Raw genomic sequence first — 23,466 nt, forward strand, 5'->3', positions numbered from 1 at the left:
ATGCAGACCACCTTGAGCGAACAAGCCCGCCAACTGCCCCGCGCCGAAGAAGCCGAAAGCATCTTGCGCACCTGCGTGCACTGCGGTTTCTGCAATGCCACCTGCCCGACCTATCAATTGCTCGGCGATGAACTGGACGGACCGCGGGGTCGCATTTACCTGATCAAGCAGGTTCTGGAGGGCAACGAAGTCACGCAGAAGACCCAACAGCACCTGGATCGCTGCCTGTCCTGCCGTAACTGCGAAACCACCTGCCCTTCCGGCGTCGACTATCACAACTTGCTGGACATCGGCCGGGCGGTGGTCGATGCGGCGGTGCCGCGTCCACTTGGTCAGCGCTTGTTGCGTGAGGGCTTGCGTAGCGTCGTGCCCAATCCGGCATTGTTCAAAGGGTTGGTCAGCAGTGGCCAGGTGTTCCGGGCGTTGTTGCCCAACACCTTGCAGATAAAGTTGCCACGCCGCATCTATCCAGCCAAGCCACGCCCGGTCACTCGCCACACCCGGCAGGTACTGATGCTCGAAGGCTGCGTGCAACCGAGTCTGTCGCCCAATACCAACGCGGCCGCTGCGCGAGTACTGGATCGACTGGGGATCAGCGTCATCGCGACCCGCGAGGCCGGATGCTGCGGCGCCGTGGATTATCACCTCGACGCTCAGGCAACCGGCCTGGATCGCGCCCGCCGCAATATCGATGCGTGGTGGCCAAGCATTGAAAACGGTGCCGAAGCCATCGTGCAAACCGCCAGCGGTTGCGGTGCGTTCATCAAAGATTATGGTCACCTGCTCAGCACCGACCCTGCCTATGCCGGGAAGGCGAAAAAGGTCAGTGCGCTGGCCAAGGATCTGGTCGAAGTGCTGCGCGACGAGCCGCTGGAAAAGCTCGGTATCCACAGCGCCCAGCGCCTGGCCTTTCATTGCCCCTGCACCTTGCAGCACGCGCAGAAACTGGGGGGTGCGGTGGAAGCGATTCTGACGAGTCTGGGCTTCAACCTCACGCCGGTTGCCGACAGTCACCTGTGCTGCGGCTCGGCGGGCACCTATTCGCTGACCCAACCCGAGCTGTCCCGGCAACTGCGCGACAACAAGCTCAATGCGCTGGAAAGCGGACATCCCGAAGTCATTGTCACGGCCAATATCGGCTGTCAGTCCCACCTCGACGGTGCGGGCCGAACCCCTGTCAGGCACTGGATCGAACTGGTCGAAGCCGCCTTGCCCTAACCGAGTACTGGAGTATCCCCATGAAAAGCAAAGCCGTACTGAGCCAGACCGAAGTCAGCCAAATCCTCGCGGCTGCACGCACCGAAGCGCAGAACAACCAATGGGCCGTGACCATTGTGATTGTCGATGACGGCGGCCATCCCCTGGCCCTCGAACGCCTCGACGGTTGCGCTCCGATTGGCGCCTACATCGCCACCGAAAAGGCCCGCACTTCGGCCTTGGGTCGGCGCGAATCCAAAGGCTATGAAGAGATGGTCAATGGCGGGCGCCACGCCTTTTTGTCCGCGCCATTGCTGACATCCCTTGAGGGCGGCGTGCCGATCATCGTCGACGGCCAGGTGATCGGCGCGGTCGGGGTGTCCGGGGTCAAAGCCGAGCAGGACGCGCAGGTGGCCAAGGCCGGGGCGCAATGCCTGAACTGAACAGGGGCGTTATCCGCGCTCAATAAATTCTGTGTGATGGAGATGCAAAAAGTGACCGATTTCGTGAACTGCCAAGGCCTCAAGGTCGCGCCTGTCTTGCAACGTTTCGTTGATCTGGACGTGCTGCCGGGAACCGGCCTGGACTCTCAAGCGTTCTGGAGTGGTTTCGCCGCACTGGTGCATGAACTCGCACCTATCAACCGCGCGCTGCTGGCTGAACGTGATCGCCTGCAAACCGAACTGGACACCTGGCACCGCGCCCACCCGGGACCGGTGACGGACATGGCGGCTTATCGCAGCTTCCTCAGCGGTATCGGTTACCTGCAACCGCAACCCGCAGACGTCAAGGTCAGCACCGCCAACGTCGATACGGAGATCAGTGTGCAGGCCGGACCGCAACTGGTCGTCCCGGCGGTCAACGCGCGTTATGCGCTCAACGCAGCCAATGCGCGCTGGGGTTCGCTGTACGACGCGCTCTACGGTACCGATGTGATTTCCAATGACGGCGGCGCCGAACCGGGCCGGACTTACAATCCTGTGCGCGGGGCGAAGGTCATCGCGTTTGCCCGTGGCTTCCTGGATCAGGCATTCCCCTTGAGCAGCGGTTCCCATGCCGAAGTGGCGCGTTACCGAATCGACAACGGCACACTGCAAGCCTCCTTGAAAGACGGCAGCCAAACCGGTTTATCGAACACCGCGCAGTACGTCGGCTACCAGGGTTCCCTCGCTGATCCCACGGCCATTCTGCTGAAAAACAACGATCTGCACGTCGAGATTCAGATCGATCGGCAGAGCGTTATCGGCCAGGCTGACGCCGCTGGGGTCAAGGACCTGCTGATTGAAGCAGCGCTCTCGACCATCATTGATTGTGAAGACTCGGTGGCGGCGGTCGACGCCGATGACAAGGTGCAGGTGTACCGCAACTGGCTGGGTTTGATGAAGGGCGACCTGAAAGAGGACCTGGAGAAAAACGGTAAAACCATCACGCGACGGCTGAACCCGGACCGCGAGTACACTGCGGCCGATGGCCGCTCACTGTCGCTGCACGGGCGGTCGTTGCTGTTCATCCGCAACGTCGGACACCTGATGACCAGCCCGGCGATCCTCGACAAGGATGGACTGGAAATCCCGGAAGGCATTCTCGACGGCGTCATCACCAGCCTGATTGCCCTGCATGACCTGCAACGTCGCGGTAACTCCCGCACCGGTAGCGTCTACATCGTCAAACCGAAAATGCACGGCCCCGCCGAAGTGGCCTTCGCCGAGCAGTTGTTCAGCCGCATCGAAGACTTGCTCCAGCTCGAACGCCACACCCTGAAAATGGGCATCATGGACGAGGAACGGCGCACCAGCATCAACCTCAAAGCCTGCATCGCCGCAGCTTCCTCACGGGTCGCGTTCATTAACACCGGTTTCCTGGATCGCACCGGCGACGAGATGCACACCGCCATGGAAGCGGGCGCGATGCTGCGCAAGGGCGACATGAAAAATACCCCGTGGATCGAGGCCTACGAGCGCAACAACGTGCTCGTCGGTCTGGACTGTGGATTGCGTGGGCGGGCGCAGATCGGTAAAGGCATGTGGGCCATGCCGGACCGGATGGCCGATATGCTCAAGCAAAAAATCGCCCACCCACAAGCGGGCGCGAATACCGCGTGGGTGCCCTCGCCGACCGCTGCGACCCTGCACGCGCTGCATTACCATCAGGTCAACGTGCGCTCGGTGCAGGCGTCCCTTGAAACAACCGACTTCGGTGCCGCCAGCCCGGCACTTCTGGACGGCTTGCTCAGCGTGCCGGTCGTCACCGCCCCATCCTGGTCGGCCGATGAGATTCGTCAGGAAGTCGAAAACAATGCACAAGGCTTACTGGGCTATGTGGTGCGCTGGGTTGAACAAGGCATCGGCTGCTCGAAGGTGCCCGATATCCATAACGTGGGGTTGATGGAAGATCGCGCGACCTTGCGCATCTCCAGTCAGCACATGGCCAACTGGCTGCGACACGGGGTGATCACCCAGGATCAGGTCATCGAGATATTGCAGCGCATGGCGCGGGTCGTTGATGAGCAAAACGCCGGAGATCCGATCTACACGCCGATGGCGCAGGACTTCGAGCAGTCGGTTGCGTTTCAAGCGGCCTGCGCACTGGTGTTCGAGGGATGCACACAACCCAATGGTTATACCGAACCGCTGCTGCATAAATTCCGGCGCGCGTACAAGCAGTCGAGGGTGTAAACAGGGGTGCAAAAGAAGAGGCTCCGGCCTAATGCAAGTCGGTTAACGTAGATTTTGAGTCTGGTAAACACCCTGTGGCGAGGGGGCTTGTCGGAACGCCGCACCGCCCCGTTGGGTCGCGAAGCGGCCCTAAAATCTGCCTCCGAGGTGCACCAAATACACCGCATGCAATGGTTTTACGACTGCTGCGCAGCCGAACGGGGCGATGCGGCGTTCCGACAAGCCCCCTCGCCACAAGTTTTGTGTTCACCGCCTCCTTTTCTTACCTGATCAACATTAGAGGCTCCGGCCTCTTTTTTTATTGAGCGCCTACGCTCGATAGGTATCGCTCACCGACCCGCCAAAGAGGAAGCGCACAGACGCCCCGTCTCACTGCGAAAGACTTTGCTCCGGAACTGCTCGAACTGTACGACTACTACGCCCACGGCAAGATCAACCGGCGAGATTTTCTGGATCGGGCGGCGTTGTTCACTTTGGGTGGTTTGACCGCCAGCGCGCTCCTCGCCGCCCTGAGTCCGAATTATGCGCTCGCCGAGCAGGTTGAATTTACTGACCCGGACATCGTTGCCGAATACATCACCTATCCATCCCCCAAGGGCAACGGGCAGGTCCGTGGCTATCTGGTGCGCCCGGAGAAAGCCACCGGCAAGGTGCCGGCGGTGGTGGTTGTGCATGAAAACCGCGGGCTCAACCCGTATATCGAAGACGTCGCGCGGCGTGTGGCCAAGGCAGGCTTCATTGCCCTCGCCCCTGATGGCCTGGGACCGAACGCTGGGGTGGTTTCGGCGGTATCTGGCTTAATGATGAGGTTGCTCGCCGGTTGCTAAATAGAGTTGGCGGTACGCGCCCACCAGTTGATCAAGCGTGAACGCGCGATTTCGCCCACTGGGATTGGGCAGGATCCATACCGAAGCATTGCCGAAGGTCTTTGGCTGAAGCCCCCATGCAATGTCTCGTTGACCGGATAGCGCGCAATACGCCGCTTTACCGAGAAACGCCACAAAGCGCGGCGCATAGCGCAGGATTTTTTGTTCAAAATCCGCAGCGGCAGCGATGAATTCATGGGCAGACAGCTGATCCGCTCGGGCCGTCGGCCGTTCCACCACGGCCGTTAATCCACACTGATACTGCAAGATCGTCCGATCGTTTTCCGGGCGCACCTCCTCAGGCGTAAACCCCGCGAGATGCAGCGTGCGCCAGAAGCGATTGCCCCTGCCCGCAAAATGGTGGCCTTGGGCAGCGGCCGTCATGCCTGGGTTGATGCCACAAAAAATCACGGCCAGCTGTTCGGCAAGAATATCGTCGAGTCCTTCACTCACCGAAAACCTCACCCACCGCAGATCACGTTGACCGCGCTGCGCACAAGCTCGGTCAATTCAGCGCGGGATTTGCCCGCCCGCGCACGTATCGAAATGCTATGCAGCAGGGATGACGCGAGTACGGCAAGGGCCGCCGGGTCGACATCGCCTTTCAATTCACCAGAACTGATGGCCGTTCGCAGACGCGTTTCGAGATCGGCATCGAGCCTGCTGAGCCGGTCCGACAGCACGTCTCGTATTTCAGAATCCTCGACGGCTTCGGTCGTCGCTGTGCCAATCGCAAAGCAACCACGCGGCTGGCCGTCACCCGAGAAGTAGATCGACAACTGCCCTTCATAAAACCGCATCAATGCCTGGTTCAAGGTCAGTTCGTTGTCTGTCAGCGCCTCCTGCATGGCCGCAGCGGCAAACTCCCAATACTGCTCCAGCGCTTTTATATAGAGCGCGTGCTTGTCACCGAATGCCGCATAGAGGCTTGGGCGATTCATGCCCGCCGCCGTGGCGATGCTGTCCAGGGAAGCGCCGGAATATCCGGTACTCCAAAAAACATCAAGTGCCTGCAACAGCGCTGTCTGCGGGTCATACGCGCGCGGGCGGCCGCGGCCTTTGCCCTCTGTAATCTTTTTTTGTGCCATGTCGTACAAAATCCTTGAATGAAGGTGAGCTTGAGGGATATTCTTACACCATCGCACAAAATTAAGGAACCAGAAATTCCTTGGCTTTGAGGTTTGTTGTAGCGGAGCTCGAACTGGGTATTGCGGCGACGAAACAGAGGCGGCGGAGCGATCCTCCTGACCGCACACGGTATGGCTGTTTTTGCGGGTGTTAGCCCGACTTCCCGGTTAATAGGTGCAATCGATCATGACCAAACAGTTCGACATCCCAGCTACACAGACCTTCGAGCATCCAGGGCCGAACCCGTCTGACTCACCGATCAAGAAGCCGCTTAAAGAGAAAATTCGGCCATTGCTGATGGTGGGGTTCCCTGTCCTCTTCGCTGCAGTTGGGTACGCCCACTATGTCGCGGGTGAGCCCTTTGTTTCGACCGATAACGCTTACGCCCGAGTGGCGAAGGCATCGGTCAACGCGCGCATTTCCGGGCAAGTCGTCGAAATCGCCGTCGAAGACAACCAGCCTGTTCACAAGGGCCAGATTCTGTTCCGGATCGACCCGAAACCGCTGCAGATCGCGGTTGACCGTGCACAAGCGCAATTGAGCGTCGCGCGGCTGCGCATCGATGGCCTCAAGGCCAGCTACCGCCAGCAACAGGCTGAACTGCAATCGGCTAAAGAGTCGGCCGATTTCGACCAGCGGGATTTTGCCCGCAAGAAGGCGCTGGTCGCTACAGAGTTTGTCTCGCGCTCGATTTACGAGCGCGCCGACACTGACGTTAAAGTGGCCCGGCAACGAATCGCGTCGGTCGAACAACAGATCGCCAGCACGATCGTTGCCTTGAACGGCAATCCAAACATCGAAGCCGATAGTCACCCGTCGGTTCGCGAGGCCAAGGCTCAGCTCGACGAGGCGCAGCTGTACCTCTCGTACGCGACGGTGTATGCGCCGGACGATGGCATCGTGGCCAAGGTCGACGACTTGCAGGTGGGCAACTATGTGAACAACGGTGCGCCAGCCTTTGCACTGCTGTCCGATCGCGAGATCTGGGTTGAGGCCAACTTCCGCGAAACCGACGTGACCCACATGCGTCCAGGCCAGGACGCGACCATCAGGATCGATACGTATCCTGATCGCGTCTTCAAAGCGCACGTGACCAGCATGAGCCCCGGTGCCGGGTCGGACTTCGCCCTGCTGCCGCCGGAAAATGCGACCGGCAATTGGGTCAAGGTTGTGCAGCGGGTGCCGGTCCGACTCGAACTCGACGAGATGGACCCTGCCCTACCGCTTTTCTCGGGTACCAGCGCCACGGTCAAGGTCGATACCGGTTATCGCACGCCTTGGTGGCATCCGCTCAAAGCCCTGTTGTCCGCAGGTAACTTCTGATGAACGCCAGACTTGCCGGACCTCAAGGTGCGCGGACATTAAGGTTCGCCGCATTGCTCGCCACCTATATGCAGTCGGCGAACCTGCCTTTGCCAAATGCGGTTCTCAGGTTGATTCAGGGCAGTCTGTCGATGACTGACGACCAGGCTGGCTGGATATTCACCTCGTACCTCGCGGCGAGCGCCATCACGATGCCGATTGCGCAATGGCTCGCCGGGCGCTATGGCTTGAAGCTGGTTTATCAAGCCGCGCTGGCCTTCTTCGTCCTTGGCTTGCTGCTCGCGACGCAGGCAACGACGCCGCTGGAGTTCGTTGGCGCACGCATTATTCAAGGCCTGGCGAGTGGCGTGCTGGCACCGCTGTCGATGGCGATTTCCCTGGAGACATTGCCCCTCGAGAAGCGTGCGAAATTTGGCGCGACGTGGACGGCCATCGTGCTGTTCGGCATCGTCAGCGGCCCGAGCATCGGCGGTTGGCTCGGCGAACATTTCGGATGGCGCCCGATCTTCTACATCAGCCTTCCGCTGTCGGCGTTTATCTTCCTGGTGATGGCGCTGTTGCTTGCCGAGAAAAAGGCCGAGAAACGTCCGTCGTTCGACTTCTTTGGCTTCGGCAGCTTCACGCTGGGTTTGATCAGCCTGCAAATGTTGCTCGACCGTGGTGAACGCCTGGACTGGTTTGCCTCGACCGAAATCTGGCTGGAAGCGATCGGCTGTGCACTGGGGCTCTACCTGTTCGCTGCGCATGTGCTGACCACGAAGGTGCATTTCCTCAACAAGCGTTTGTTCAATGACCGCAACTTCGTGCTCTCGACGGTCATCTTTTTCGCCGTGGGTTTCGTGCTGTTGTCGACCATGGCGCTGACCTCGCCGATGCTCGACGAGATTCTCGGCTACCCGCCTGACACCACGGGTTCCCTGACGATTCCGCGCGGGATCGGGCTGGTCGGTGCGTTCCTGTTGATGAGCCGTGTTCCCGAGCGTTTCGACCGTCGGTTGTTCGTGGCGGCAGGCGTCGCCGTGGTGATTTATGCCAACTGGTTGATGCTCGGCTATTCGCCGTTGATGGACTGGTCGCCCGTGGCGGTGGCGGGTGCGATCCAGGGCATTGGCATCGGCATCTTGATGCCGTCGCTGACCAAGGTCGCGTTCAGCACACTCGACCCGACGTTACGCCCGGAAGGCACCGGTCTGTTCAACCTGTCACGCGTCTACGGCAGCACCCTGGGCGTTGCGATTGTGCAGCTGTTCTTCTTCAACAACACGCAGGCGATGCACATGGCGCTGGCCAGTAACCTGACGCCGTATCGCGCCGCTGCGCATTCCGCGCCGACGTCCCTGCAAGCACTGGCGGGGCTCAACGAAATGATCACCGGCCAGGCCGCGTTTATCGCGGTGGTCGACCAGTTCAAGATTTTGATGTTCGCGATGCTGGTGGTCAGCCCACTGGTTGTCTTTCTTCGCAAGCCCGTTCCGACCAACTAGTTTTCGTGGAGTTTGCCAAATGAAATTCCCTGCACGCTTCATCAATAGACAAATGTTCAAAACCACGTTCGGTGCGGTGTCGGCGCTTGCGTTCCTGACCGCCTGCACCGTCGGCCCTGACTATCAAATACCGCCACCGAGCCTGTCGCAGCACTACGATCAACAGGCCGAGCAACGTCTTGGCCAAGGCGGCAACAAGCCCGGTGAACAGCGCATTGACCTGGGCAAAAAGGTCAACGGTGACTGGTGGTCTGCGTTTCGTTCGCCGAAGCTCGACAAGCTTGTACGTCGCGCCATTGACGGCAATCTTGAGCTCGTGGCCGCAGACGCGACGATCCGGCAAGCGGCTTCCTCCGTCGCTGCGGCGGAAGGTGCGCTGTATCCGCAGGTCGATTTTGGTGCCCAGGCTGGCCGCCAACGGGTGCACAACGCGAAAGAACCTTCCACCTCCAACTTCTATGCGATTGGGCCGCGGGTTGGCTTCGACCTTGACGTTTTCGGCGGTAACAAACGGCAGGTCGAACAACAGCAAGCGTTTACCGATCTGCAGACGCATCGCTACGAAGCGGCGTACCTGACTCTGACGGGCGATGTCGCGAGTCAGGCGTTGTTGCTGGCCTCTGCCAGCGCACAGATGGCAGCCGTCGAAAAGTTGCTCGCCAATGACGCAAAGAACCTCGAACTGGTGCGCATGGCGCACGCCAATGGCAGCACCACGCAGATCGATGTTTCACTGGCCGAAACCCGGCTCGCCCAGGACCGCACGCTGTTGCCCCCCCTCGCCCAGCAGCGCGACTCGGCACGTCACGCACTCTCGATTCTGACGGGCAAAGGCCCGGCTGACTGGATCGCACCTGACTTCACGCTCGCCGAGTTTGTCTTGCCGGCAAACGTGCCGGTCAGTCTCCCTTCCGAAATGGCCCACGATCGGCCGGACGTACGACAAGCAGAGGCAGAACTGCACATGGCCAGCGCCGCGGTTGGCGTGGCGACCGCCAACCTCTATCCGCATGTCGAACTGTCCGCGTCGCTTGCACAAGCGGCTTCAGGCAATGGCGGCGCCGCACTCTGGGGCTTCGCCGCCGGGCTCACGGCGCCCATCTTCAATGGCGGAACGCTGAAAGCCGAACGCCAGGCCGCCGTCGACGGCTACAAGGCAACCCTCGCCGGCTACCAGCAAACCGTCATTAGTTCGTTCGGTCAGGTCGCCGACACCTTGCAGGCGATCAATCATGACGCTGAGGAAAACCTGGCCCAGGAGGACGCGTTACGAGCGGCTGAAACGAGCTTTCGGTTGAACCAGCAAGCCTACGCGCAAGGCGAGAACAGCATTCTCCAGGTGTTGGAGGCGGAACGTGCTTATGAGCAAGCGTTACTGGGTCAAATCAGAGTGAAGACTGCGCAGTACCTCGACACGGTGCGGCTGTACGTGGCACTCGGCGGTAATTCCGTCGGTGTGTTTGAGCAACGAGTGGCCAGTCGCGAAGAGCAGAAACCTTCCTATCAATAGAGCCCGATATTGGAGTAAAAGCTATGCCTTACGAATCATTTCACGATGCACTTCGCGATACCCGATTCCCTCTGATACACGGTTCGGGTGAGATGCCGGCCGTTGGCTTTGGCACGTTGTTTCGGGATCTCAGCGTCACAACTCAAGCGGTCAAAGACGCGCTGGAAGCAGGATTTCGCCATTTCGACTGTGCAGAACGTTATCGAAATGAAGAGAGGGTCGGCATTGCCCTGCAGGAAGTGATTGAGGCGGGTAAGGTCCTGCGCGAGGACGTGTTCATTACCACCAAACTGTGGAACACCAACCATCGTCCCGAGCGCGTCGAACCTGCTTTCGAGGCCAGTTGCCGACGGCTTCAAGTGGATTACATCGATTGCTATCTGATCCATACGCCGTTTGCCTTTAAGCCCGGTGATGATCAGGACCCAAGAGACGAGCACGGTCGAGTTATCTACGACGCCGGCGTGACGTTAATTGAAACCTGGCGGGCGCTTGAGCGCCTGGTGGATGAAGGCCGCTGCAAGTCCATCGGCTTGTCTGATATCACGCTGGAGCGGTTACAAGAGATTGTGGCAGTGGCCCGGATAAAACCCGCCGTCGTGCAGGTTGAATCCCACCCTTATTTGCCTGAATGGGAACTGCTTGATTATTGTCAGCAGCACGGAATTATCGTCCTTGCCTTTGCGCCACTCGGGCATGGCATGGAGCCGAACGTATTGGAAGACTCTGTGATTACAGGGATCGCCAAGCGCATACAGAAAACTCCGGCTCAAGTAGCATTGGCCTGGTCGGTCCAGCGGGGAGTCGCTTTCCTGACCACGTCTGCGACGCCGAGCCATATTCAGGAAAACATTGATATTTCTACCCTGCCGCACAGGGCCATGCGTGAAATCCGGGAAGAGATTACGACCCGGGTTCGATTCAACTCAGTCGTGGAAACGGGTGTACCTGGATTTATTCCGCAGAAAAAGTAATACACCACGAGGGGGCGGTCTTTTTGCAGGGCCGCCCTCTTTATCCATACCCTTGAGGTGGAAACGATGGACGTTTTCCAAACCATGCGTTTTTTTGTTGCGGTCGCTCAGAGCGGTAGCTTTACCGCGGCGGCTGAGGTGTTGGACACCACAACAACCAACGTTTCCAAAGCGGTCTCCAGCCTGGAGGCCAGGCTTCAAACACGCTTGATTAACCGCACAACCCGACGCCTGGCGCTGACCGAAGCCGGTCTGCGCTACTTGCAACGCTGCGAGAAAATTCTTGAAGAAGTGCGTGAAGCGGACGAAGAAGCAGGCACGGCTCATACCTTGCCCGTTGGCCGGCTGAAGATTCACGCGATGTCAGCCATTGGCAACCATTACGTGATCGATGCCATCGCCCGCTATCGAGAGACTCATCCCTCGGTGATGTTTGATCTGACCCTGACCAACCGGCTCCCTGACTTGCTGGAAGAAGGCTATGACATGTCGATTGTCTTGGCGCGGGATTTACCCGATTCAGGGTTTGTCGCTCAGCGGCTCGGCATGACCTACAGCATCCTCTGTGCCTCGCCTGCGTACCTGAAGAAACGCGGACACCCGGAGTCCCCGAGTGCACTGGGCTCACATGATTGTCTGAGAATTGTGAATACCGTCATGCCGGCTGAAAACTGGGCATTTGAAGGGCCCGAAGGCATGGAAACCGTCAACGTCCCGCTGTCGCCGTTGCACATCAACACCGCCGATGGCATGACCATCGCGATTACCAACGGAATGGGCATTGGCATTCAGCCGATTGCTTCGGCAGTCGACGGTCTCAAGGCGGGTACGTTAGTGCGGGTACTACCCGACTATCATCTTGAAGAGTTGAATCTATTTGCAATCTACCCATCACGAAAGTTCGTGGATGCAAAGATCAAGACATGGGTGGAATTTCTTAAAAGTTACATTCCAGCCTTGTTGGCATCCGATGAAACAATCACCGGTTCACCCAGGAAACGATAACAACATTTGAAATCGTCAGTGCGGCAGGCATGGAGTGTCGACCCTCCATCTTCCACACGCGACTCAACCATTTGAACAGCCAGTTCCCATGACTTGATACTGCAGGATATGCCGTTGACCCTGAGAGTCTTCATACGTCATTTGCGCCGGGACTGGCCCGCACTGGTCAGGAATATCTGACACTGTAATGACTTTCTGGATATCCAGCTTCATGTCGTAAGTGTACGTGTCTACAGGCGTCTTGCTGTCCGCGGCAGTTGACTGGCTTTCGCCTGCAAAGGCCTGTGTACCTAAAACGCCAAGCGCAAGAACCATCGCAAGTTTTGAAATTTTCATCGTCTTCACCCTATCGTCAAAAGTTAACCTCGTGAGCGAGTTGACACTGACGCTATTGGCTCACTCGGTAGAGACGATGCTAGGTGTTTACCCCTCCCTCAAACAGCGACCCACTGGACAAACACTGTTGCCAGATTCCACATGAATGGAGGATTTCGAACAGACAACGCCAGGAAGACGACGAATGAGCTATACCCGCTAATCTCCCATTGCAGTTCTTCACCGCAGGAGGTTGGCAATGAAGCGTAGAAACTCACTTGCAGCGCTATTGGTCACCGCAAGCCTTTTCGGCTGCACCACTTCATCAAACCATGGCGTGAGCGTTCCTTTGGTTGCCACCCGGCAAAACACCGGTCAGATCGGCAATGTAACGTTGGCCGACTGGGGCAAAGAGACCGGGTTCAGTTTCTTCATCAGTGGTGCTCCAAGCGGAGCGTCTCTGCCCTTGCGCCTCTTCACCTTCATCAATAAAGGCAGCTGCCAGCACCCCGGGCCAGTCGCTTACGCGATGAATGATCATGTCACCACCGAACGCCAGGCCATACGCGGCTGGGCTTTCTCAAGAAGCGCACCTGTCGCACTGCCGGTCCTGCTTTCAGGCGAGTACTCCATCGTCGTGCGAAGTGCGCCGGACAGTGGCAACGTCGATATTTTTTGCGGAGATATCAGGCACAAAGGCCCGGGGAAATAGCCTCGGTTCGACCTGCTCCGGAGATTTTCGCTGGTCAGATCATCCCCTGGCGGTTTCTGGAAGCTTGGCGATCACCTTGATCTCGAACTGGTAACCATAGAGCCACGTGACGCCGACGCCGGTCAGTGTCGGGTGCGGCGCGTTACCCCAGAACTCTGGCACAACCTTCCAGATCGTCTCGAACTTTGATTCGGGATCGACGATGAAAACGGTGACGTCAATCACATCGTCGAAGGTGCAACCGGCAGCGACCAGGATTGCATTCAGATTGTTGAACGCGAGTCGGACCTGGGCCTCCAGGTCGGGTTCGGGCGAGCCGTCTTCCTGACTGCCGACTTGCCCCGACACGAATAAAAAGCCATTGGACTTGATAGCCGGCGAATAGCGATTGCGTTCATAAAGCGCCTGGCGTCCAGGTGGAAAAACAACATCACGCTGCGTCATAAGTGCCTCCATCAATGGGTCAAAGCCGACCCGAAGCTAACGATGGAGAGACTGTAAGGACTTGTGCCTGGGCGATAAACAAGCAACCTTGGCTATCACTGTTTGTGAAATCCAAACAATCTGATCGATAGCGGGGGCAGCAATGGACCGTTTTGATGCTATGCAGGCATTTGTTCGAGTGGTGGAAGCGGGCAGCTTCACCAAGGCAGCCGAAACACTGCATAAGACCACCGTGACACAACTGGTGCAGCAGCTGGAGGCTCGGTTGCGCGTTAAATTGCTTAACCGCACGACTCGCAAAGTCAACGTCACTGCCGATGGTGCCGTCTATTACGAGCGAGTGCTACGGCTGCTGGCCGACATGGATGACGCTGAGACTAGCCTGTCCGGCGCCTCGGCGCTGCCCAGGGGCCGGTTGCGAGTGGATGTGCCGAGCCCACTGGCCAGCATGATTCTCGTACCCGCATTGCCTGCATTTTACGAACGGTACCCAGACATCCAGATCGACATGGGCGTAAGCGATCGTATCGTGGATATGATCGATGAAAACGTCGATTGCGTGGTGCGCGGCGGCGAGCTGACGGATCAATCGTTAATAGCCCGGCGGGTAGGCGAACTTCAGCTTGGCGTTTTTGCAGCGCCGAGCTACCTGGCACGCGTTGGTATGCCCGCGCATCCGCGGGAGCTGGAAAATTCGCATCATCGTATCGTCGGCTTCTTGTGGGCGCGCACCGGCAAAGCCGTGCCCTATGCCATGCGCAACTCCGTTGAGAGTGTCAAGATCAAAGGCCGCTACGCGCTGGCAGTCGACGATGGCAACGCCTATCTCGCAGCCGGCCTTGCCGGATTGGGTGTGCTTTGGCTGCCAAAGTACATGTCCAGGACCTTCGAAGCGCGCGGCGAGTTAGTGCCCCTGTTCGAGAACTGGAGCCTCGATCCAATGCCCATCTACGTGGCATTTCCCCCGAACCGGCATATCAGCATCAAGTTGCGCGCGTTCATCGATTGGGTCGCTGAGCTGATGGCACAACTTGCGCCTGTCAGCGACCGACATGATTCGTGACTACCGCTTTGCGGGGCTCGCTGATGATCAAGGCGACCGGCGCCCTGCCTGCCAGCGAACTCGTTCACGTCTCAATCACATCGTCCGCCCAACTGATGGCCGCAACGACGGTGGGGAAACCGATCGTGCTGGTCAGGGAGATCAACGTGTGACGGATCTGCTCTGGTGTAGCGCCCGCCTCCAGTGCCCGTCGGGTATGGCTGTGCACCGCGCCCTCAGAGCGGATGGCCGCCGCGGCACCGAGCTGGATCAGCTGGACAACGATCTCTTCCAGTGGGCCGGTATGACACACCGCCGTCCCCAAGGCCTCCACGGCGGCCAGGTAATCCGGGTACTGCTGTTCGAGACGTTGGTAGGTGTTGTGCGCTTTCTTCTTTGTCATGTTTGTTTCCTCGCGTTGGAGGGCGATCAATTCGCGCCTTTGCGCTCGAGTCATCAGGCTGCGATTGGCGAAACTTGCACACTGCAACAGTAGGCTACGCTTACAGCAGCTTATTGCACACGATGCTCGCGTCTGCAGGTTTTGGTTGGTTCTGGAGAGCGTCTGCAACAGCTATTTCAGACAGGCCCAAACAATTCACGCAGGACTACGTGATGACCGAGCCCCTCCTCAGTTTTGATCAACTCAAGCGTGCCGCCGCGTCCGGCGAGATCGATACCGTGCTGGTCTGCATGGTCGACATGCAAGGCCGACTGGTCGGCAAACGATTCCAGGTCGAGTTTTTCATCGACAGCGGCCATGAAGAAACCCATTGCTGCAATTACCTGCTGGCCGACGACATCGACATGGAGCCGGTGCCGGGTTACGCCGCAGCCAGCTGGAGCAAAGGCTATGGCGACTTTGTGCTCAAACCCGACATGGCCACGTTGCGACGGGTGCCCTGGCTCGAGTGCACGGCGCTGGTGCTCTGCGATGTACTCGATCATCACCATCGGCGCGACCTGCCGCACAGCCCCCGGGCGATTCTGAAAAAGCAGGTCGAGCGACTGCGCGAGCGCGGTTACACCGGCATGTTCGCCTCGGAACTGGAGTTCTATCTGTTCGACGAGAGCTACGAGGCCATCCACGAGCGCAACTACCACAAGCCGAAGACGGCCGGTCATTACATCGAGGACTACAACATCTTGCAGACCACCCGCGAAGAGCCGGTGCTGCGGGCGATTCGAAAACATCTGCAGGCCAGCGGCATTCCCGTCGAAAATTCCAAGGGTGAATGGGGGCCGGGTCAGGAAGAGATCAACATCCGTTACGCCGACGCGCTGACCATGGCCGACCACCACGTCATCATCAAGCACGCCTGCAAAGAGATCGCGCAACTGCAGGGCAAGGCGATCACGTTCATGGCCAAGTGGCGTTATGACGCCGCCGGTTCCAGCAGCCACATCCACAATTCGCTGTGGGACAAGAACGGTAAAAAGCCTTTGTTCTTCGACGCCAAGGCGGAGTTCGGCATGTCGAAACTGATGCGCTCCTGGGTGGCCGGGCAGCTCAAGTACGCCAACGACATCACCTGTTTTCTCGCGCCCTACATCAATTCCTACAAGCGCTTTCAGGCCGGCACCTTTGCCCCGACCCGGGCGGTGTGGAGTCGGGACAATCGCACCGCGGGCTTTCGTTTGTGCGCAGAAGGCAGCAAATCCATCCGCATCGAATGTCGCATTGGCGGGGCCGACCTCAACCCCTATCTGGCCTTCGCCGCCTTGATCGCTGCGGGACTGGCCGGTATCGACGAGAAGCTCAGCCTCGCGCCGCCCTTCGAGGGTGATGCCTACGTCGACGAACACTTGCCTGAAGTATCGAAGACCCTGCGCGAAGCCTGCGCCGCACTCCAGGGCTCAACCATGTTGCGCGAAGCGTTCGGCGATGAAGTGATCGACCACTACGTGCACACCGCCGAATGGGAGCAGAAAGAGTACGACCGGCGGATCACCGACTGGGAACTGCAGCGCGGGTTTGAACGCTATTGAGATCGCCATCATGACTTCAACCATTCAACTCATCTCACCGGTCGATGGCCGGGTCTATGCCGAACGCCGCTGCGCCGATGCGGCGCAAATCGACCAGGCGCTGGCGGCGGCCGAAGCTGCCCAGGCGCAATGGAAACGCCGGCCACTGAGCGAACGCGCCGCCTTCTGTAGTGCCGCGGTAGACGCGATGCTGGCCATGAAGGCCGACATTGTGCCGGAACTGGCCTGGCAAATGGGCCGTCCGGTGCGCTTTGGTGCTGGCGAACTGCGCGGTTTCGAAGAGCGTGCCCGGCATATGATCGCCATTGCGCCTGAAGCCTTGGCAGCGATTGAACCCACGCCTGTTGCCGGTTTTCGACGCTATATCAAACGCGAACCGTTGGGTACGGTGTTGGCCGTCGCCCCTTGGAATTATCCCTACCTGACAGCGGTGAATACGATTATCCCGGCGCTGATGGCCGGCAACAGTGTCATCCTCAAACACGCGTCGCAAACATTGCTGGTGGGTGAACGGTTCGCCGAAGCGTTTCGCCGCGCCCATCTGCCCGAAGGACTGTTCCAGAACCTGCTGCTGAGTCATGTTTATACCGGAGCGATCATTGCCTCTGGACGCGTGCAGCAAGTGAACTTCACCGGCTCGGTCGAAGCCGGTAAATCCATGGAACAGGCTGCCGTCGGAAGTTTCCTCGGCGTAGGCCTGGAACTCGGCGGCAAAGACCCGGCCTATGTCCGCGCAGACGCCAACCTCGAACACGCAGTGGAAAACCTGGTGGATGGCAGCTACTTCAACTCCGGACAAAGCTGCTGCGCGGTCGAACGGATCTATGTCGATGAAAAAATCTACCCGGCGTTTGTCGAGCGCTTCGTCGCGCTGACCCACCAATACGTGCTGGGCAACCCACTGGACGAAGCCACCACCCTCGGCCCGCTGGTGAATCCGGGAGCCGCTGAATTCGTTCGGGGTCAGATCGCCGAAGCACTGTCAAAGGGCGCCAAGGCGCTGATTGATCCGAAGACCTTTCCCGCCGACGCACCGGGCAGCGCCTACCTCGCGCCGCAAGTATTAGTCGACGTCACCCATCAAATGTCGGTGATGCGCGAGGAAAGCTTTGGTCCCGTGGTCGGCATCATGCCGGTGGCCTGCGACGACGAAGCCATTGCCTTGATGAACGACAGTGAGTTCGGGCTCAGCGCGTCCATCTGGACGCAAGACCTTGCCGCCGCCGAACACCTGGGCAACGAGATCGACACCGGCACCGTGTTCATGAACCGCTGCGATTACCTGGACCCGGCCCTGGCCTGGACCGGGGTGAAGAACAGCGGACGCGGCGTCACGCTGTCGCGCCTGGGTTATGAACACCTGACCCGCGCGAAATCCTTCCATTTGCGCCACGAGATCTGAGCCATGAGCCTGACCGCGAACTGGAACTACCCCACAAGCATCCGCTTCGGTGTCGGCCGCATCGCCGAGCTTGCCGAGATCTGCCGCAGCCAAGGAATCCAGCGACCGTTGCTGGTCACCGACAGTGGCCTGGCGCGTGCCCCGATCACCCTTTCAGCGCTGGACGCCTTGCGCGCCGCCGGCCTTGGCGTCGCGCTGTTTTGCGACCTTAAACCCAATCCGGTCGAAGCCAATCTGGCGGGCGGGCTCGACGCCTGGCGCGCCGGCAAACACGATGGCGTGGTCGCCTTCGGCGGGGGCAGTGGCCTGGACATGGGCAAACTCATCGCCTTCATGAGCGGCCAGACCCGACCGGTGTGGGATTTCGAAGACATCGGCGACTACTGGACCCGTGCCGACGAAGGCAGCATCGCCCCGATCATTGCGGTGCCGACCACAGCGGGTACCGGCTCCGAAGTGGGTCGTGCCGCGGTGATCATCGATGAGCGTACGCACACCAAACGCATCATCTTCCACCCGAAGATGATGCCGCGCGTGGTCATCAGCGACCCGGCCCTCACCGTCGGCATGCCGGCCAAGGTCACTGCGGGCACCGGCATGGATGCGTTTGCGCATTGTCTGGAATCGTATTGCGCTCCCGGCTTTCACCCCATGGCCGAAGGGATTGCGGTGGAAGGCATGCGCCTGGTCGCCAATGCCCTGGTGCGAGCCGTACACACCCCCTCGGACCTGGAGGCGCGAGCGGAAATGCTCGCGGCTGCCGCGATGGGCGCTACCGCTTTCCAGAAAGGGCTGGGCGGGATGCACGCCCTCTCACATCCGGTGGGCGCCCTGTACGACACCCATCACGGCATGACGAACGCCACGTTCATGCCCTATGTCCTGAAATTCAATCGCCCGGCCATCGAGGAACGCATCACCCGCCTCGCCGCTTATTTGCGTCTGCCCTCGCCCGGCTTCGACAGTTTTCTGGCCTTCGTCCTCAAGTTGCGCAAGGACATCGGCGTGCCCCATACGCTGGTTGAGCTGGGGGTGGATGACCGGCAGGCCGACCTGATCGCGGACATGGCGATTGTCGACCCTTGCGCCGGCGGCAACCCGCTGCCATTGACCCGAAATGGCGCGGCAGAAATTTTCGAAGCGGCGTACCACGGCCGTTTGTAGGAGCAGTTGACTGTCCATGGCCAAGGTGCGAACGCGCAGCATGGACGGGGTTTATCCGTTAGCAACAGGAGCAGTACGACAAGGGGTTGAAGGCCAGCCCGTCCGGCAACGTAAACCCGGATGGATGCGTATCAAAACCTGAAGGGGCACACAATATGAAGCCAACAAGCCAGCCCGGCACGAGCGCGCCGCAAGACGATGACGTCAAGGTGCTGCACAGCATGGGCTACGCCCAGGAACTCTCGCGACGCATGGGCGTTTTCTCCAACTTTGCCATTTCCTTTTCGATCATCTGCATCCTCTCGGGTGGCATCAACTCACTCGCCCAGGGCACCTCGGGGGCGGGCGGTGCGTCAATCGGCATCGGCTGGCCGATCGGTTGCCTGATCTCCGGGGTTTTCGCCATGGCCATGGCGCAAATTTCCTCGGCTTACCCCACCGCTGGCGGCCTCTATCATTGGGGTTCGATTCTCGGTAATCGCTTCACCGGCTGGCTGACCGCGTGGTTCAACCTGCTGGGGCTGGTCACCGTGCTCGGCGCAATCAACGTCGGTACTTATTATTTCTTTTTCGGCGCCTTCGGACCGTCCCTGGGAATGGAAGACACCACCACGACCCGGGTGATTTTCCTGGCGATCCTGACCGGTATCCAGGCCTTGTGTAACCACCTGGGTATCGGCCTGACCGCGAAACTCACCGACTTCTCGGGGTATCTGATCTTCGCCACGGCGCTCGCGCTGACCATCGTCTGCCTGATCTCCGCGCCCAGTTATGAGTTCGCCCGGTTATGGACCTTCAGCAACTATTCCGGCGAGGCTGGCGGCAGCGTCTGGCCACAGGTGTCGAACGGCTGGGTTTTCATGCTCGGCCTGCTGCTGCCGATCTATACCATCACGGGTTATGACGCCTCTGCGCACACCTCCGAAGAGACTCGACAGGCAGCCATGTCCGTGCCGCGTGGCATGGTCACGTCGGTGGTCTGGTCGCTGCTGTTCGGCTGGGTCATGCTCTGCTCGTTTGTGCTGATGCTGCCGAACATGGATGAGGCGGCGAAGCAAGGCTGGAACGTATTTTTCTGGGCCATGAACACGCAGGTCAACCCAACCGTGAAGCTCGCGCTGTACGTGGCGATTTTCATCTCGCAGTTCCTCTGCGGGTTGGCAACCGTGACCTCGGTTTCACGCATGATCTTCGCGTTTTCCCGTGACGGCGGCCTGCCCTGCTCGAAAGCACTGGCCTCGGTGTCGCCGACCTATCGCAGCCCGGTGGCGGCGATCTGGACCGGTGCCACCCTGGCGGTATTGTTCGACTGGGGATCGTCGGTGATATCGGTCGGCGCAACGCCGGTCTATACCATCGTGGTGTCCTGCACGGTGATCTTCCTGTTCTTCTCCTTCATCATTCCCATCGTGCTGGGCCTGTTTACCTACGGCACGTCGAAGTGGCCGACCATGGGGCCGTGGAACATGGGACGCTTCTGGTACTCCGTGTTCGCTATCCTCTCGATCCTCTCGATGGTGATCATTTTCGTCATCGGCATCCAGCCACCGAACGATTGGGCGTTGTACATCACCATCGGCTTTCTGGTGCTGACGGCCATCGTCTGGTTCGGTTTTGAAGCCCGACGTTTTCAGGGGCCGCCGATTGGCGACATGATTATCAAGCGTCAGGCTGAAATTGCGGCGGCGGAAGAGGCGTTGAATAAACGGGCCGGGAGCTGATTGCCGCAGTCATGAACGAACTGGGAGCTGAGCAAACTGTGGCGAGGGAGCTTGCTCCCGCTGGCTGCGCAGCGGCCCCAAAAGATCGCAGCCTTAGGCTGCGATCTTTTAACGCAGTGAAGTCCTCTCTCACTCCCTAGGCTTCGTGCGCCAACCTCTGCCATCATTGAAGAACTTACCAGCCGAGCAGAAAACATGAATCGTCGTAAAAAAATACAGCAGTTATTAAAGGCTCACGCAAAAAAGGCCAGTGCCAAATTGGCACCGGCCAACAAGTCTAAATACATTAGTAAAGCTGACCGATTGAAGCTCGCGGCTGAACCTGGTCTAGACTCGATCATTTCCCCGGAGAGCTGATCTATTTACCTTAAACACCAGCGCAATTTACACATCTGTTTGGGCCAGGTATTCCTATGGCTCGCACCGTGAGGACGCAGCCTGACAATGCGCTCAACATCGCTCTCTTCGGTTGCTGGACGTTACGCGATAAAACCGGGACCGTGCCGCGCTCCCTTAACCAAACGTCAGGCACTTATCCAGCCTTACCGTTACGGAGCATATAAGACATGTCAAACATCGTCGCATGGACCCTGTTCGCCTTGGGCGTCTTCCATATTCCATTCGGTATTATCAAGTTCAAAACAGCATTCGCCGCCGCTGTAGACTCTGGCTTCGTTGACCAATTCAGAGCGCACGAAGATCGGCGCACTGCCCTCTGGTTTACCATGCTGGGGCCGCTTTTTATGCTCGCAGGGCAGACAGCGATTCACGCCGTAGCCGTTGGCGATCTCGCGCTACTTAAAATGGTTGGCCTCTATGTGTTGATGATCTCGATCATTTGCGTCATTGCTGTTCCAAGATCGGGGTTCTGGGCAACGCTGCTGGTTTCTCCGCTGATCATTGCGGCAGGGTATGGTTTGTACGCCTGATTCAGCTTGAGAATCGGCCTCTTTGGAGTCTCGCATGCCCCGTCTCTGCACCCTCCTGCCTCTGCCCTCCTCGACACTGTTTTCGCTGCGTTCGCGCAGCCTGCTCACGCGGCACTGGCGGCGATGGATCCTGTGCCTGAGCATTGTCGTGCCCGGCATCGCCGGTGCAGAGACACGACCCGAGAGCATGGTGTATCTGCGTACGATTGATCCGGGCATCGAGCAAGACATTCGCTATGCCAGCGCTCACAACTTCACCGGGCACCCACTCGACGGTTACGCCGCGCCACAGTGTCTGTTATCGCTGGACGCCGCCAAGGCCCTCGCTCGGGTACAAACGGCCTTGCGGGCGCAGGGCTACGGTTTGAAGGTGTTTGACTGTTATCGACCCAACCGTGCCGTTGCCGATATGGGGCGTTTTGCGTCGGAGCCGGGTGACCCGCGCAAGGCCGAGTTCTATCCACGTGTGGACAAGCAGGACTTCTGGCGCCTGGGTTACGTGGCCCGGGTGTCGAACCACTCCAAAGGCTCAACCGTGGACCTGACATTGACCGGCCCGGATGCCCTGCCCGCCGAGACCTGGACGCCTTCAGCCGGGCAAGTCGATTGCACGGCCGCCTATGGCCAGCGTTGGCGCGACGGCGCGCTCGACATGGGCACGGGGTTCGATTGCTTCGATGAGCGCGCGCATACCGACAACCCGACGATCAGCGCTGCCGCCAAAGAAAATCGCCAGAAGCTCAGCAGGGCCATGGAGAAAGAAGGGTTTACCGGGTACTCGAAGGAATGGTGGCACTTCACCTACAGCGGGGAAGGTTCGCCGAAGAACGTCATGGACTTCCCCATCACGCCGCTGGGTGCACGCGATGTTCTCGACACCGCCAATCAGCTGATTGTGGTCACCACAAAAAACTGGACTGACATCCAGGGCACGGCCCAGCGTTATGAACGGCAGGGCAACACCTTTCGTAAATACGAAGGATCGTTTCCGGTAGTGGTCGGCAAGAGCGGGCTGGCGTGGGGCAAGGGTCTGAGCAGTGTTGAGCAACGCGAAGGCCCGCTCAAACATGAAGGCGATGGAAAAGCACCTGCCGGGGTGTTCAAACTGGGAACGGCGTTTGGCTACGACAGCACGGCCGACACCAGACTGCCTTACCTGGCACTCACCCCAACCATCGAATGCGTGGATGACAGCCACTCCGCACGCTATAACGAGCTGGTCGATGGAGCGACTGTTTCAAAAGACTGGAACAGCTCCGAACGTATGCGTCGCGATGACGACATGTATCGAAAAGGCATTTTCATCGAGCACAATACGCCGGCGTCCCCCGCCTCGGGCTCGTGCATTTTCTTCCACATCTGGCGCGGCCCCGCCTCGCCGACGCTGGGCTGCACCGCCATGGACCCAGCGGATATTTCTCGCTTGTTCAATTGGCTGGATCCTCGCCAGTCCCCTCTGCTCGTTCAAATGCCTGAGGCGCAATACGAACAAATCCGCGAAAGCTGGAACCTTCCCGAACGTTGATGGCTGGCAGACGGTGGCGGGAGGTCCTGACCATCGCCGAAGACCACCCAGTGCAAATTCG

The 23,466-nt window shown here is 59.2% G+C and carries 22 protein-coding genes and 1 pseudogene; 18 read left to right on the plus strand and 5 right to left on the minus strand.

Annotated features, from left to right (window positions below; all coding sequences use genetic code 11):
- The 4 genes and pseudogenes from glcF to DFS28_RS03890 all read left to right on the plus strand — a co-directional run.
- Positions 1 to 1,218 (plus strand): glycolate oxidase subunit GlcF, encoded by a 1,218-nt coding sequence (gene glcF, locus DFS28_RS03875; RefSeq protein WP_111448642.1) that lies wholly within the window; start codon positions 1 to 3, stop codon positions 1,216 to 1,218.
- A gap of 20 nt (positions 1,219 to 1,238) precedes the next feature.
- Positions 1,239 to 1,640 carry a heme-binding protein gene (locus DFS28_RS03880; RefSeq protein WP_008157093.1) on the plus strand — a complete coding sequence of 134 codons (402 nt, stop codon included), beginning with the start codon at positions 1,239 to 1,241 and terminating at the stop codon, positions 1,638 to 1,640.
- 51 nt (positions 1,641 to 1,691) lie between these two features.
- The gene (locus tag DFS28_RS03885) at positions 1,692 to 3,872 is read left to right on the plus strand and encodes a malate synthase G (protein WP_111449108.1); all 2,181 of its coding nucleotides are present in this window, start codon (positions 1,692 to 1,694) and stop codon (positions 3,870 to 3,872) included.
- 395 nt (positions 3,873 to 4,267) lie between these two features.
- A pseudogene (locus tag DFS28_RS03890) lies at positions 4,268 to 4,648 on the plus strand (dienelactone hydrolase family protein); the annotation flags it as partial.
- A 21-nt stretch (positions 4,649 to 4,669) separates the two neighbouring features.
- Here the strand turns inward: DFS28_RS03890 and mug are convergent.
- Together mug and DFS28_RS03900 are read right to left on the minus strand one after the other, a co-directional pair.
- Positions 4,670 to 5,191: a G/U mismatch-specific DNA glycosylase gene (gene mug, locus DFS28_RS03895; protein ID WP_008157096.1), complete on the minus strand. Its 522-nt coding sequence runs from the start codon at positions 5,189 to 5,191 to the stop codon at positions 4,670 to 4,672.
- Positions 5,192 to 5,199: 8 nt separating this feature from the next.
- Complete coding sequence (locus DFS28_RS03900; protein ID WP_111448643.1) at positions 5,200 to 5,826, minus strand: TetR/AcrR family transcriptional regulator; 627 nt, start codon at positions 5,824 to 5,826, stop codon at positions 5,200 to 5,202.
- Between the two features lie 226 nt (positions 5,827 to 6,052).
- Between DFS28_RS03900 and DFS28_RS03905 the strand changes: the two genes are divergently transcribed.
- The 5 genes from DFS28_RS03905 (at position 6,053) to DFS28_RS03925 (ending at position 12,162) form a co-directional block, all read left to right on the plus strand.
- A complete protein-coding gene (locus tag DFS28_RS03905) occupies positions 6,053 to 7,189 on the plus strand; it encodes an HlyD family secretion protein (protein ID WP_111448644.1) in 1,137 nt (378 codons plus the stop codon).
- A complete protein-coding gene (locus tag DFS28_RS03910; RefSeq protein WP_111448645.1) occupies positions 7,189 to 8,673 on the plus strand; it encodes a DHA2 family efflux MFS transporter permease subunit in 1,485 nt (494 codons plus the stop codon). Before DFS28_RS03905 ends, DFS28_RS03910 begins: the two co-directional genes overlap by 1 nt.
- Before the next feature lie 19 nt (positions 8,674 to 8,692).
- Positions 8,693 to 10,183 carry an efflux transporter outer membrane subunit gene (locus DFS28_RS03915; RefSeq protein WP_111448646.1) on the plus strand — a complete coding sequence of 497 codons (1,491 nt, stop codon included), beginning with the start codon at positions 8,693 to 8,695 and terminating at the stop codon, positions 10,181 to 10,183.
- 23 nt (positions 10,184 to 10,206) lie between these two features.
- Positions 10,207 to 11,157 carry an aldo/keto reductase gene (locus DFS28_RS03920; RefSeq protein WP_111448647.1) on the plus strand — a complete coding sequence of 317 codons (951 nt, stop codon included), beginning with the start codon at positions 10,207 to 10,209 and terminating at the stop codon, positions 11,155 to 11,157.
- A 66-nt stretch (positions 11,158 to 11,223) separates the two neighbouring features.
- Entirely contained in the window at positions 11,224 to 12,162 is a 939-nt protein-coding gene (locus DFS28_RS03925) for a LysR family transcriptional regulator (RefSeq protein WP_111448648.1), read from the plus strand.
- A gap of 63 nt (positions 12,163 to 12,225) precedes the next feature.
- Here DFS28_RS03925 and DFS28_RS03930 read toward each other — a convergent pair whose 3' ends face one another.
- The gene (locus DFS28_RS03930) at positions 12,226 to 12,498 is read right to left on the minus strand and encodes a DUF2790 domain-containing protein (RefSeq protein WP_111448649.1); all 273 of its coding nucleotides are present in this window, start codon (positions 12,496 to 12,498) and stop codon (positions 12,226 to 12,228) included.
- Between the two features lie 238 nt (positions 12,499 to 12,736).
- Here DFS28_RS03930 and DFS28_RS03935 point away from each other — a divergent pair, with 238 nt between their 5' ends.
- Positions 12,737 to 13,189, plus strand: coding sequence for a hypothetical protein (locus DFS28_RS03935; protein WP_111448650.1), 453 nt, complete (start codon positions 12,737 to 12,739; stop codon positions 13,187 to 13,189).
- A 39-nt stretch (positions 13,190 to 13,228) separates the two neighbouring features.
- Here DFS28_RS03935 and DFS28_RS03940 read toward each other — a convergent pair whose 3' ends face one another.
- A complete protein-coding gene (locus tag DFS28_RS03940; RefSeq protein WP_111448651.1) occupies positions 13,229 to 13,633 on the minus strand; it encodes a RidA family protein in 405 nt (134 codons plus the stop codon).
- Positions 13,634 to 13,775: 142 nt separating this feature from the next.
- Here DFS28_RS03940 and DFS28_RS03945 point away from each other — a divergent pair, with 142 nt between their 5' ends.
- Positions 13,776 to 14,696, plus strand: a complete 921-nt coding sequence (locus DFS28_RS03945; RefSeq protein ID WP_111448652.1) for a LysR family transcriptional regulator — start codon at positions 13,776 to 13,778, stop codon at positions 14,694 to 14,696.
- A 64-nt stretch (positions 14,697 to 14,760) separates the two neighbouring features.
- On the opposite strand, the gene DFS28_RS03950 is transcribed toward DFS28_RS03945, so the two are convergent.
- On the minus strand, positions 14,761 to 15,078 hold the full coding sequence (locus DFS28_RS03950) for a carboxymuconolactone decarboxylase family protein (protein WP_111448653.1): 318 nt from the start codon (positions 15,076 to 15,078) through the stop codon (positions 14,761 to 14,763).
- Positions 15,079 to 15,290: 212 nt separating this feature from the next.
- Between DFS28_RS03950 and DFS28_RS03955 the strand changes: the two genes are divergently transcribed.
- From DFS28_RS03955 to DFS28_RS03985, 7 genes are all read left to right on the plus strand, one after another.
- Positions 15,291 to 16,664, plus strand: a complete 1,374-nt coding sequence (locus DFS28_RS03955) for a glutamine synthetase family protein (RefSeq protein WP_008157169.1) — start codon at positions 15,291 to 15,293, stop codon at positions 16,662 to 16,664.
- A 10-nt stretch (positions 16,665 to 16,674) separates the two neighbouring features.
- A complete protein-coding gene (locus DFS28_RS03960) occupies positions 16,675 to 18,066 on the plus strand; it encodes an aldehyde dehydrogenase family protein (RefSeq protein ID WP_111448654.1) in 1,392 nt (463 codons plus the stop codon).
- Between the two features lie 3 nt (positions 18,067 to 18,069).
- Positions 18,070 to 19,230 carry an iron-containing alcohol dehydrogenase gene (locus DFS28_RS03965; RefSeq protein ID WP_008157173.1) on the plus strand — a complete coding sequence of 387 codons (1,161 nt, stop codon included), beginning with the start codon at positions 18,070 to 18,072 and terminating at the stop codon, positions 19,228 to 19,230.
- A 155-nt stretch (positions 19,231 to 19,385) separates the two neighbouring features.
- Entirely contained in the window at positions 19,386 to 20,951 is a 1,566-nt protein-coding gene (locus tag DFS28_RS03970) for an amino acid permease (RefSeq protein ID WP_111448655.1), read from the plus strand.
- A gap of 195 nt (positions 20,952 to 21,146) precedes the next feature.
- Positions 21,147 to 21,308 carry a DUF2986 domain-containing protein gene (locus DFS28_RS03975; RefSeq protein WP_111448656.1) on the plus strand — a complete coding sequence of 54 codons (162 nt, stop codon included), beginning with the start codon at positions 21,147 to 21,149 and terminating at the stop codon, positions 21,306 to 21,308.
- 209 nt (positions 21,309 to 21,517) lie between these two features.
- Positions 21,518 to 21,880 (plus strand): DUF6463 family protein, encoded by a 363-nt coding sequence (locus DFS28_RS03980; protein WP_111448657.1) that lies wholly within the window; start codon positions 21,518 to 21,520, stop codon positions 21,878 to 21,880.
- A 34-nt stretch (positions 21,881 to 21,914) separates the two neighbouring features.
- Positions 21,915 to 23,405, plus strand: coding sequence for a M15 family metallopeptidase (locus tag DFS28_RS03985; RefSeq protein WP_256596770.1), 1,491 nt, complete (start codon positions 21,915 to 21,917; stop codon positions 23,403 to 23,405).
- Positions 23,406 to 23,466: the final 61 nt, after the last annotated feature.

It is taken from the genome of Pseudomonas sp. 478, assembly GCF_003254125.1.
In the GTDB taxonomy this organism is placed as follows: Bacteria; Pseudomonadota; Gammaproteobacteria; order Pseudomonadales; family Pseudomonadaceae; genus Aquipseudomonas.

Coding starts and splice junctions, on each gene's coding strand:
- glcF (WP_111448642.1), top strand. CDS start 1: ATGCAGACCACCTTGAGCGAACAAGCCCGCCAACTGCCCCGCGCCGAA.
- DFS28_RS03880 (WP_008157093.1), top strand. CDS start 1,239: ATGAAAAGCAAAGCCGTACTGAGCCAGACCGAAGTCAGCCAAATCCTC.
- DFS28_RS03900 (WP_111448643.1), bottom strand. CDS start 5,826: ATGGCACAAAAAAAGATTACAGAGGGCAAAGGCCGCGGCCGCCCGCGC.
- DFS28_RS03905 (WP_111448644.1), top strand. CDS start 6,053: ATGACCAAACAGTTCGACATCCCAGCTACACAGACCTTCGAGCATCCA.
- DFS28_RS03910 (WP_111448645.1), top strand. CDS start 7,189: ATGAACGCCAGACTTGCCGGACCTCAAGGTGCGCGGACATTAAGGTTC.
- DFS28_RS03915 (WP_111448646.1), top strand. CDS start 8,693: ATGAAATTCCCTGCACGCTTCATCAATAGACAAATGTTCAAAACCACG.
- DFS28_RS03920 (WP_111448647.1), top strand. CDS start 10,207: ATGCCTTACGAATCATTTCACGATGCACTTCGCGATACCCGATTCCCT.
- DFS28_RS03925 (WP_111448648.1), top strand. CDS start 11,224: ATGGACGTTTTCCAAACCATGCGTTTTTTTGTTGCGGTCGCTCAGAGC.
- DFS28_RS03930 (WP_111448649.1), bottom strand. CDS start 12,498: ATGAAAATTTCAAAACTTGCGATGGTTCTTGCGCTTGGCGTTTTAGGT.
- DFS28_RS03935 (WP_111448650.1), top strand. CDS start 12,737: ATGAAGCGTAGAAACTCACTTGCAGCGCTATTGGTCACCGCAAGCCTT.
- DFS28_RS03940 (WP_111448651.1), bottom strand. CDS start 13,633: ATGACGCAGCGTGATGTTGTTTTTCCACCTGGACGCCAGGCGCTTTAT.
- DFS28_RS03945 (WP_111448652.1), top strand. CDS start 13,776: ATGGACCGTTTTGATGCTATGCAGGCATTTGTTCGAGTGGTGGAAGCG.
- DFS28_RS03950 (WP_111448653.1), bottom strand. CDS start 15,078: ATGACAAAGAAGAAAGCGCACAACACCTACCAACGTCTCGAACAGCAG.
- DFS28_RS03955 (WP_008157169.1), top strand. CDS start 15,291: ATGACCGAGCCCCTCCTCAGTTTTGATCAACTCAAGCGTGCCGCCGCG.
- DFS28_RS03960 (WP_111448654.1), top strand. CDS start 16,675: ATGACTTCAACCATTCAACTCATCTCACCGGTCGATGGCCGGGTCTAT.
- DFS28_RS03965 (WP_008157173.1), top strand. CDS start 18,070: ATGAGCCTGACCGCGAACTGGAACTACCCCACAAGCATCCGCTTCGGT.
- DFS28_RS03970 (WP_111448655.1), top strand. CDS start 19,386: ATGAAGCCAACAAGCCAGCCCGGCACGAGCGCGCCGCAAGACGATGAC.
- DFS28_RS03975 (WP_111448656.1), top strand. CDS start 21,147: ATGAATCGTCGTAAAAAAATACAGCAGTTATTAAAGGCTCACGCAAAA.
- DFS28_RS03980 (WP_111448657.1), top strand. CDS start 21,518: ATGTCAAACATCGTCGCATGGACCCTGTTCGCCTTGGGCGTCTTCCAT.
- DFS28_RS03985 (WP_256596770.1), top strand. CDS start 21,915: ATGCCCCGTCTCTGCACCCTCCTGCCTCTGCCCTCCTCGACACTGTTT.